At 71.1% G+C, this 9,529-nt stretch carries 9 protein-coding genes; 5 read left to right on the top strand and 4 right to left on the bottom strand.

Annotation, left to right across the window (positions count from 1 at the left end):
* Positions 1-43: 43 nt before the first annotated feature.
* Positions 44-679: a potassium channel family protein gene (locus ACTWQF_RS27635; RefSeq protein WP_443282408.1), complete on the top strand. Its 636-nt coding sequence runs from the start codon at positions 44-46 to the stop codon at positions 677-679.
* A 198-nt stretch (positions 680-877) separates the two neighbouring features.
* Here ACTWQF_RS27635 and ACTWQF_RS27640 read toward each other — a convergent pair whose 3' ends face one another.
* Positions 878-1,798, bottom strand: coding sequence for a phosphatase PAP2 family protein (locus ACTWQF_RS27640; protein WP_443282421.1), 921 nt, complete (start codon positions 1,796-1,798; stop codon positions 878-880).
* A 659-nt stretch (positions 1,799-2,457) separates the two neighbouring features.
* A complete protein-coding gene (locus tag ACTWQF_RS27645) occupies positions 2,458-2,808 on the bottom strand; it encodes a hypothetical protein (protein ID WP_443282409.1) in 351 nt (116 codons plus the stop codon).
* Between the two features lie 79 nt (positions 2,809-2,887).
* Here ACTWQF_RS27645 and ACTWQF_RS27650 point away from each other — a divergent pair, with 79 nt between their 5' ends.
* On the top strand, positions 2,888-3,373 hold the full coding sequence (locus ACTWQF_RS27650; protein WP_443282422.1) for a phosphatase domain-containing protein: 486 nt from the start codon (positions 2,888-2,890) through the stop codon (positions 3,371-3,373).
* A 170-nt stretch (positions 3,374-3,543) separates the two neighbouring features.
* Positions 3,544-4,923: an erythromycin esterase family protein gene (locus ACTWQF_RS27655; RefSeq protein WP_443282410.1), complete on the top strand. Its 1,380-nt coding sequence runs from the start codon at positions 3,544-3,546 to the stop codon at positions 4,921-4,923.
* Between the two features lie 9 nt (positions 4,924-4,932).
* On the opposite strand, the gene ACTWQF_RS27660 is transcribed toward ACTWQF_RS27655, so the two are convergent.
* On the bottom strand, positions 4,933-6,306 hold the full coding sequence (locus ACTWQF_RS27660) for a B12-binding domain-containing radical SAM protein (protein ID WP_443282411.1): 1,374 nt from the start codon (positions 6,304-6,306) through the stop codon (positions 4,933-4,935).
* Between the two features lie 303 nt (positions 6,307-6,609).
* On the opposite strand from ACTWQF_RS27660, the gene bla reads away from it, so the two are divergent.
* Complete coding sequence (bla, locus tag ACTWQF_RS27665; protein WP_443282412.1) at positions 6,610-7,551, top strand: class A beta-lactamase; 942 nt, start codon at positions 6,610-6,612, stop codon at positions 7,549-7,551.
* A 211-nt stretch (positions 7,552-7,762) separates the two neighbouring features.
* Here bla and ACTWQF_RS27670 read toward each other — a convergent pair whose 3' ends face one another.
* The gene (locus ACTWQF_RS27670; protein WP_443282413.1) at positions 7,763-8,158 is read right to left on the bottom strand and encodes an STAS domain-containing protein; all 396 of its coding nucleotides are present in this window, start codon (positions 8,156-8,158) and stop codon (positions 7,763-7,765) included.
* Positions 8,159-8,393: 235 nt separating this feature from the next.
* Here ACTWQF_RS27670 and ACTWQF_RS27675 point away from each other — a divergent pair, with 235 nt between their 5' ends.
* Positions 8,394-9,302 (top strand): universal stress protein, encoded by a 909-nt coding sequence (locus ACTWQF_RS27675; protein WP_443282414.1) that lies wholly within the window; start codon positions 8,394-8,396, stop codon positions 9,300-9,302.
* Positions 9,303-9,529: the final 227 nt, after the last annotated feature.

A 9,529-nucleotide genomic window follows, 5' to 3' on the forward strand; every position in this document is an offset into this window, starting at 1 on the left:
ACGCACCCCCAAGAACCGCCGCAGCTCTCGACGGGACTCCGTGGTGGTCATCGGACTCGGCCGCTTCGGCCGTGCCCTGGCCCTCGAACTCGTGGACGAGGAGACCGAGGTCCTGGGCATCGACGGCGATCCCGAAACCGTCCAGGCCCTCTCCGGCTCCCTCACCCACACCGTGCGGGCCGACTCCACCAAGGAGGACGCCCTGCGCCAGCTCGGGGTCCATGAGTTCGACCGCGCCGTCGTCGCCATCGGCACCGACCTGGAAGCCAGCATCCTCACCGCCTCGCTGCTGATCTCCTTCGGCATCGAGAACGTGTGGGCCAAGGCCATCAGCGAGGCTCACGGCCGCATCCTCACCCAGCTCGGCGTCCAGCACGTCGTCTATCCCGAGCACGACATGGGCAAGCGGGTCGCCCACCTCGTACGCGGCCGGATGCTCGACTACATCGAGTTCGAGGACGACTTCGCCATGGTCAAGACCGGCCCGCCCGCCGAGATCCTCGACGCTCCGCTGTCCCGCAGCGCCGTCCGCTCGCGCTACGGCATCACGGTCGTCGCCATCAAACGCCCCGGCGAAGGCTTCACGTATGCCACTCCGGACACCGTCGTGCGAGCCGACGACACCGTCATCGTGGCCGGTCGCACCCGGGCGACCGAACGCTTCAGCGAACTGCGCTGACGGGAGGACCGTTCGCCCGCAGGGCTCATGCTCCCGCGCCGTGCCGGCGAGCCCGCTCCCTGCCGCGGGCCGACAGTCCCGGCAGGCTGGGCAGCACCGGGACTGTCGGCCCGCGCAGCCTAGAGGCGGCACAGCCGTACGCAAAAAGGGCGCACCGGTAGGCCGCCCGCATCCGGGTTCTCCGTGCTGGACGTGCCGTCATGGCCGTGGGCGGGGACGCCGGGAGGCCGGTGGCCGGCGCGTGGGGGTGCCCGGCCCCTCGGAACCGGAAGGTCCGGCGGGTGGATCGGACGCCGCGGCCGAGGGGCGGTCGGACGCAAAGACCCGGCGGTAGGCCCGGACGATGCGGCGGGCGCAGACCCGGCCGATCCATTGGATGACGGCACACAGCAGGAGGACGGCGACCGCCGCGGCGGCGTCCAGCCAGAAGTGGTTGGCCGTCACGACGATCACCACCAGCGTCAGCAGTGGGTGCAGGGTCACCAGCCAGCGCACCCGACGCCGGCTCACCCGGATCACGACCACGGCGACGACCACCGCCCAGGCGACATGGACGGAGGGGACGGCGGACAACTCGTCGGCGACCACATGTCCCGGGCCGGTTTCGTAGACGGACTGCCCGTAGCGTTCAGCTGTGTCCGAGAACCCGAGCCACGTCACCAGGCGCGGCGGCGCCACGGGGATGAGCTGCAACAACAGCGACACGACCGTGACCAGGACGACGTAGGTGCGTACCCGCCCGTAGGCGGAGCGGTGCCGCCAGAAGAGCCAGACGAGCAAGGCCGCCATCGCGCCGAAGTGCATCACCGCGTAGTAGAGGTTGGCGGCCTGCACCAGCCACGGGTGGGGGAGTACCGCCTGCTGCCAGTCCACCTCGTCGGGGAGCCGAAGGCGCTGCTCCCAGCGGTAGAGCCACACTGCTCGGTCGACGGCGGTGTCCAGGTTCCCGGCAGCCATCCGGGCCGGGATCTGCCAGACGAGGAAGACCGAGGAGATGATCGCGGCCTCCCGCAGCAGCACCGGCACCCGGGGCCAGCGCCAGTGCCACAGCGGCAGGCTCAGCGCCAGGAGGACCAAGGGCACGCCGGCGGACAGAAGCCAGGCCGTGGCTGCTCCCACCGTCAACGGCTCCCACTCCCTCCTGGCCCCCGGCGCCCGGTCGGTCCTGCCGCTGCACACCAGGAACACGGCACCCGCCGCCCCTCATGGTGACGGCAGGTTCGGACAACTCGGATGATTGGTCGGTACCCCGGCGTTCCGCCGACTGCGAACAGGGCACCCGAAAAGCGGACAGCAGGCGCTCACGCGGAGTGCGGCCGGCCGGGTCCGCGGTCATACTGAGGCACGGCAGAGCGGAACGGGACGCGGGCAAGGAACGGGACGCGGTAAGTCGCTCCGGAGGGTCGAGCCATGACGAACCAGCAGCGCGAGGAAGCGTACCTTCGACAGACCGGGCGCAAAGAGCTGACTGCTCGACAGCGGCGCCGCATGCTCAAGAAGGCCCGACAGGGCAAGGAGTAGCCCGGCGGCGCGACCTGCCGGTGCGCCGCCCCTCCCGTTGTTCTGGATACGGGGTGCCCCTGCCCGACGCGTGCACGCTGCGGATGCGTTGTGGTTGCTCGCGCAGTTCCCCGCGCCCCTTACGGGGCGCGTCCCTCCTGCTGTGCTTGGGCAGTCTGCGCCCTGGGGGTGCCCCCTGCTCGAAGAGCTTGGGGGCAGGGTAGGCAAGCGCAGCACCCATGCCGGGTACGCAAGATCTGTCGGGCAAGCCGCCTGTGTCAGCGGCCGGGCCGCAGATGGCGGGCCCAGCGGGCGAGGCGGCGGCGTGGACGGCCGGAGGTACGCGGCGAGCGTCGGCTCTGTGTTCGGGGCTGATCCGTGGCTCTTCGGGCCCGGCGCCAGTCGTCGTCCGGCGACAGGAGGGGCGCCTTACGGTCTGCTTGGGCCCGGATCTCGTGGTGCGCCTCGTGTGCCGTGATGCGGAACCCCTCCTCGAAGGAGGCCAGCGCGGCGCTCATGGCTCCGCCGGCCAGACCCCGGCGGCGGATATGGCTCGCCAGCCACGCGAAGAAGCCAAGGACCGCGGCCAGCACACCAAGGAGGACCAAGAACGGCACAAGCGCATCCATGGGCCGAGCCTACGTCAGCGTTCGATCGAGTGAGCCTGCGTTGTGCGAGAGAATGGCCAGGAAGGAGAGCGAGGTGGCCATGGCTGTGCGGGCGCCCTGGGCGGTTTTCGATCTGGACGGGACGCTGGCCGATGTCCGGCACCGGCTGCTCTTCCTCCAGCAGCGACCCCGGGACTGGGACTCCTTCTTCCAGGCCGCGGTGGACGACCCACCGCTGGCGAAGGGCATCGCTCTGGCGATGGAGACCGCCCGACAGTGCGAACTCGGATACGTCACCGGGCGCCCGGAACGCTGCAGGGCCGACACCGGGGAATGGCTGAAAGCCCACGGCCTGCCCATCGGACGGCTCCTGATGCGGGCGGAGGGCGACCGCCGTCCCGCGCGCATCACCAAGCTGGAGCTGCTGCAACAGCTGGCCCGGGAACGCCCTGTGACGCTGGTGGTCGACGATGACGAGCAGGTCAACGCCGCATATGAGAGCGCGGGTTTCCGGGTGCTGCGGGCCGACTGGATGACGGCGCCGGCGGTCCTGGAAGCGGTCCAGGAGCGGGAGGGACGGACGTGACGCCGGGCGCCCGCCGACGTGGAGGGCGACAAGGCGGCAGGGAGCGCCCTGCGCGGGGGTGACGGGCGCTGACCATGCGCGGGGCCGCGCACAGGCGCATGCTGGGAGTCTCCGCCCCGCCCGGCCGGCGCAGCGGCCCGCCGCTCCGCTCACGTGAGGAGGCTCCCCTGATGGCAGCGACACCTGGCGACGCTCCGAGGACGCTCGACCGGATCCGGGCCGACGCGCTGCCTCTGACGGGCGCTGATTCGCTCGATCCGCTGCTGGAGCACATCGGTGACTCCCGCTACGTGCTGGTGGGTGAGGCGTCCCACGGCACCACGGGCTTCTACCGGTGGCGTGCGCTGCTCACCCGCCGGCTGATCGAGGAGAAGGGGTTCTCGTTCGTGGCGGTCGAGGGGGACTGGCCGGACTGCCAGGCGCTGCACTGCGCCGTCACGGCCGCGCCGGGAGCCCCCGCGGATCCGGTCGAGGTCCTGGAGAACTTCGACCGGTGGCCGACGTGGATGTGGGCCAACTCCGAGGTGGCGACGTTCAGCCGCTGGCTGCGCGACTACAACACGACGGTGGCACCGTCCCGTCCGGTGGGCTTCTTCGGACTCGACGTGTACTCGCTGTGGGAGTCGCTGCGAGCGGTCCTCGACCATCTGCGGGAGCACGTGCCGGACCAGGTGGAGGCCGCGCTGGAGGCGTACCGCTGCTTCGAGCCGTACGCGGCGGACCCCGAGACCTACGCCATGGCCACCAGCCTGGTGCCGGCCGGCTGCGAGCGGGAGGTCCTCGGTCTGCTGACCCGGCTGCGTGCCCGGGCCGGGGCGGCACGGACGGCGGACGGGAGCCTGGCCGACTTCGCCGCCCGGCAGAACGCCGAGGTGCTGGCCGGAGCCGAGCGGTACTACCGCGCCGTGGTCGGCGGCGGCCCGGAGGCGTGGAACATCCGCGACCACCACATGGCCGACACCCTCGACCGGCTGATGGAGCACCACGGAGCCGACGCGAAGACGGTGGTCTGGGCGCACAACACCCATGTCGGCGACGCGCGGGCGACGGACATGGCCGATGTCGGCATGGTCAACCTCGGCCAGCTCGTCCGTGAGCGCCACGACGCGGAGGGCGTCACCCTGGTGGGCTTCAGCTCGTACCAGGGCTCGGTCATCGCGGCCCCACGCTGGGCGGACGCGCCACGGGTGATGCGCGTACCGCCGGCCAACGAAGGCAGCATCGAGCACGTTCTGCACCTTGCTCTGGCGGACCGCCCGCTCACGGAGCGTTCTCTGGAGGACGGGCGGGCGCTCTTCCTCGTCCCTCGCGGTCACCGCAGCGGGGTGCCGATCGGCGGCGGCTCCGACTGGCTGTGGCGGCGCCTGGAGCACCGGGCCGTCGGCGTGGTCTACGACCCGCGGCGCGAAAGGTGGGGCAACTACGTGCCCAGCGTGCTGGGGGAGCGCTACGACGCGCTCCTCCACCTCGACCACTCCGAGGCCCTCACCCCTCTGCCGTCCGCGCCCGTCGGTGAGGGGGAGGAAGCCACCTGGCCCAGCGGGGTGTAGCGCGCAGCGCTAGCCGGTCGCCGACCGGCCGCCGAACGCCCCGAGGGTGCGCTCCAGCAGGGGGAGTGCGCGTACCACTCGGCGGCTGCGGATCAGCGCGTCCCAGGCGGGTTCGAACTTTTTCCAGCCGCCCGCGTACGCCAGGTGTCGCAGCCGTTCATGCCCGCCGGGCTGGGCTGCGGCACCCCGCCAGATGTTCCGCCAGCGGTAGAAGTCGCGGTACGCACGCCAGTAGCCATCCTCCAGCTGACGGGCCGTCATGCCACGTGGCCGGAAAACGACATGGCGGGTGTCGTACAGGTCCCAGTCCTGGTGGAGTATCCGGTCCTCGGCGGCCAGTTGCTGCCACAGCCCGGTGGAGGGGTACGGGGTCATGATGTGGAACGTGGCTGTTTCGATGCCCTGCTCCACGGCCCACTCGACGGTGCGGTCGAAGACGTCGGGGTCGTCCTGGTCCAGTCCGAAGACGAAGCTGGCGTTGACCATGACGCCCGCGTCGTGGAGGCGGCGGACGGCGGCGGAGTAGTCGCGGCCGATGTTCTGGTCCTTGCGGCGCTCGGCGAGATTGGCGTCGTTGACCGTCTCGAACCCGACGAAGAGGCTGCGCAGCCCGGCGGTCTGCGCCCGCTCCAGCAGATCCGGCTCCAGTACGGACTTCACGGTGGCGGCCGCCTGCCACAGCCTGCCCATGCCGGCCATGCCGTCGAACAGCGCGGTGGCGAACCGGCGGTTGCCGAGCAGATGGTCGTCGAGGAAGTACAGGTGGCGCCCCGGCAGCCGGTCGATCTCGGCGAGCGCGTCGTCGACCGCCTGGGTGTAGAAGGACTTGCCGCCCGCGAAGAAGGCGTCCTTGTAGCAGAAGTCGCAGTGGTGCGGGCAACCGCGCGAGACCACCAGGGAATTCGGCACCAGATACAGCTGCCGCTTGATCAGGTCGCGCCGTACCGGCGGCAGCCCCGCCAGCGTGCGCTGCGGCCCGGAGTCGTACCGCCGTGCGGGGACGCCGTCCCGGAAATCCTTCAGGAACCGCGGCCAGGCGTCCTCACCCGGCCCGGTGAAGACGGTGTCGGCGTGCGCCGCGGCCTCGTCGGGCAGCGAGGTGACGTGCAGCCCGCCCATCGCCACGTGCGCGCCCCGGGCGCGGAAGTGGTCGGCTATCTCGTACGCACGCCGTGCCGAGGTGATGTACGGCTGGAGAACGAGCAGGTCAGGGGTCTCCAGGGCGGCGAGGTCGAGCCGCTCGACGTGTTCGTCGTACAGCTCCACCTCGTCGTCGGGGCCGAGGTAGCCGGCCAGGGTGGCCAGGCCGAGCGGAGGGAAGAGGGAGTACTTGATGGGCCGGAAGAGCGGGCTGGTCGCCTCCGTCAGAGCGGGGAGGATCATCGTGACGCGCATAACCCATGGACAACGCCCGCCACCGCCCCGGTTCCGACGTAGCAGGTCGCTCCGCACGTTCAGCAGGAGGGCGCCGCCCTTATGATCGTCACCGGGCGGCTGGAGCTCTCGAAGGGCCGTACCGTCAGCTCCCGTTCCAGCTGCTGGATGGAGAGCCCCGGACTGGGAGGGGAGCACGATGACCCAGCGTCGTGCCAGGGGGCAGCGGTTCGGTGCTCTGCCGATCCGTACCGCCGGTACCTCCGCCGACGCTGTCCTTCATCGCGAAACCGACCCGCTGGAGCCGGCCAGATGTCCTGCCGTACGTCCCCCGAACCACCCTCCCGCCGCGCGTTGTTGCTGGCCGCTGCTCTGCTGCCGCTGGTGGGATGTGAAACGGACGAGCGCCGGGCCTCCGGTCCGTCCCCGACGCGTGGTCGCCGCTCCGCTGCTGCGTCGTCCGCGTCGCGGTACCGTGCGCGATTCGCCGCGCTTGAACGCAAGTACGGTGCCCGGCTGGGTGTGTACGCCCTGGCAACCGGCACCGGTGCCACGTTGGCATACCGTGCGGACGAGCGGTTCGCGTTCTGCTCCACCTTCAAGGCGTTTGCCGCGGCGGCGGTCCTGCACCGGAACCCCCTCGGTCACCTGGACAAACGCGTCAGGTACAGCAAGACAGATGTCGACTCCATCTCGCCGGTCACCGAGAAGCACATCGCGACCGGAATGACCATCAGGCAGCTGTGTGATGCCGCCGTCCGCTACAGCGACGGCACCGCCGGCAATCTGCTGATGCGCGACCTCGGCGGCCCGGAGCAACTGACCGCCTATCTGCGCGGACTCGGCGACAAGGTCAGCCGTATGGACAACTACGAGCCCGAGTTGAACAGGGACCGGCCAGGGGACCCGCGCGACACCACCACGCCCGAGGCGATCGCCGCCGACCTCCGCGAACTCGTGCTGGGTGACGCGCTGACCGGCGACAAACGCGCCCTGCTCAAGGACTGGCTCCTGAGCAACACCACCAGCGTGGGCGAGAAGCGCATCCGGGCCGGGGTTCCCCGGGGCTGGACGGTGGCCGACAAGACCGGAACCGGCAACTGGGGCCGGGCCAACGACATCGCCGTCGTGTGGCCGCCCCGCAAAGCCCCGCTCGTGATGGCTGTCATGTCCGACCGGCCCGGACACGACTCCTCGCCCAAGGACGCCCTGATCGCCGAGACCGCCGAGCAGATCGTGCGCGGTCTCACCTGAGAGCGCTCGCGCGCTGCACGTACGTACGCGTCGGCCGGTTGCGCACCCGGGCCGACGCGTACGGGTCACCGGGTGGGGGCATGCGGCGTGGTCTCCGGGTCGCTGGATGATGCAGCCCGGGCGCGTCCGGTGAGCAGAGCCGGAAGTCCCGGCCACGGTGTTCGTCCTCACGAGACGGCCCGCTGACCGGACGAGCAGCCGCCGTGGCCGGTCAACTCGTGGTGGCGGGGGGACGTATGTTCTCGCCGGGGGTGGTCCTCAGGGCCTCGGGCAAGCGCGGATGCACCTCGAAGAGACCGGCCAGACCGGTGTGCTTGAGGATGCGCAGGAAGTGGCTGCTGCCGGTGACGAGCCGCAGTCGCCCTCCTCGCGCGAGGGTACGGTTTCTCGCCCGGCACAGAAGGCGCAGCCCGCTGCAATCGATGAAGGAAACGGACCGCAGGTCGAGCACCAGATCGGGATGCGGGCCCGCGGTCAGCCCGTCGAGCCGGGCCGCGAGGAACGGCGCCGTACGGATGTCGATCTCGCCGCGCAGCTCCATGACAGTCACGTCGGCGTCGAGGCGTTTCGTGTGGCAGGGCGCGGACTCCAGGATGTTCTCGCACATGAACGAAGGAAAGCGGCGGCGGCAGGTCGCGCGGTAGGGCCGGTCGGTCCCGCGCTTGTGTTCGGACGAGGCGGACTGCGCTCGGTTCCGCCGCGGGCGGCGTTCTCCGCCGGGAACGCTCCGCATCGGCCGACCGGCGCCGTCCGGACGGGCTCTCTCCGGGACCTGCGGCCCCTGTCCTGCGGCCACTTCCCTGCCGACTCTGGGAGAGACCCCGATACGAGAGGTGGACGCCATGTCCCGCAATGTGACCGTGGGCCTCGACGGCTCCTCCGAGAGCCGGGCCGCCGCCGAATGGGCCGCGCGCGAGGCTCAGCTGCTCGGTCTGCCGCTGCGGCTGCTCCACGTCCGCGAGCCGGCTCTCGCACCCTTGACGCGGACCCGGCTGCTGGTCGGTGCCGAGCCGCGGCAGCGCTGGACCGACCGGATGGCCGATGAGGCGGCCGACGGCATCCGGCTGCGCCATTCCGGGCTGGAGGTGACCGCCGAGCAGGTCGAGGGTCCGCCCGCCGGGCTGCTGACGGCCGCGGCGAAGGACGCCGAACTGCTGGTCCTCGGCTCCCGCGGACTGAGTGGGATCGGCGGATTCCTGGTCGGCTCGGTGGGACTGGCCGTGGCTGCGGATGTCGAGCGGCCCGTGGTCTTCGTACGGGCCCGAGAACAGGCGTCCGACGAGCACGACATGGACCCTGCAGGTATCCCGTCCGCCGCGACCGCCTTCCGCCCGGTCGTCCTCGGGCTGGACGCCGACAGCCCCAACGACGCCGTGCTTGCCTTCACTTTCGAGGAGGCCGCCCGGCGCGGCGCCGCCGTACGGGTCGTCCACGCCTGGAAGTTGCCGCCCTACTACGTCTACGGCATGTCCGGGGTGCTCGGTCTGCACAAGGAGCTCGCCCGCGAGAAGGCGGCCGAGATCACCGAGGCACTGGGCCCGTGGGCCCAGAAGTACCCGGATGTGGAGGTCATCGAGGAATCCCGCATCGGCAGCCCCGCCGACCACCTGGTCAAAGCCTCGTACGACGGTTCACTGGTCGTTGTCGGCCGCCGCACCCGGCACGGCCGTGCCGGCGCCCGCGTCGGCTCGGTCACCCACGCGGTCCTGCACCACGCCGCAGTTCCGGTGGCGGTCGTCGCGCACGGCTAGGTGTGCCGGGTGCGGCGGACCTTGCCCCGTCCCTTCGTTGTTCCGGTAAGGGGGGTGCCCCTGCTCGATGTCTGCGGGCTGCGGGTGCCTTGTGGTTGGTCGCGCGGTTCCCCGCGCCCCTTCGGGGCGCAACCCTGCGCTGCGAAGCTTGGGCAGTCTGCTCCGTCGGACAAGCCCAAGGCGGACCCCGGCAGAGTCCGGTTCCGGGGCGGTCGCCACACCGAATG

Source organism: Streptomyces sp. 8N114 (genome assembly GCF_052245835.1).
In the GTDB taxonomy this organism is placed as follows: Bacteria; Actinomycetota; Actinomycetes; order Streptomycetales; family Streptomycetaceae; genus Streptomyces.

Coding starts and splice junctions, on each gene's coding strand:
- ACTWQF_RS27675 (WP_443282414.1), top strand. CDS start 8,394: ATGTCCCGCAATGTGACCGTGGGCCTCGACGGCTCCTCCGAGAGCCGG.
- ACTWQF_RS27660 (WP_443282411.1), bottom strand. CDS start 6,306: ATGATCCTCCCCGCTCTGACGGAGGCGACCAGCCCGCTCTTCCGGCCC.
- bla (WP_443282412.1), top strand. CDS start 6,610: ATGTCCTGCCGTACGTCCCCCGAACCACCCTCCCGCCGCGCGTTGTTG.
- ACTWQF_RS27670 (WP_443282413.1), bottom strand. CDS start 8,158: ATGTGCGAGAACATCCTGGAGTCCGCGCCCTGCCACACGAAACGCCTC.
- ACTWQF_RS27650 (WP_443282422.1), top strand. CDS start 2,888: ATGGCTGTGCGGGCGCCCTGGGCGGTTTTCGATCTGGACGGGACGCTG.
- ACTWQF_RS27655 (WP_443282410.1), top strand. CDS start 3,544: ATGGCAGCGACACCTGGCGACGCTCCGAGGACGCTCGACCGGATCCGG.
- ACTWQF_RS27645 (WP_443282409.1), bottom strand. CDS start 2,808: ATGGATGCGCTTGTGCCGTTCTTGGTCCTCCTTGGTGTGCTGGCCGCG.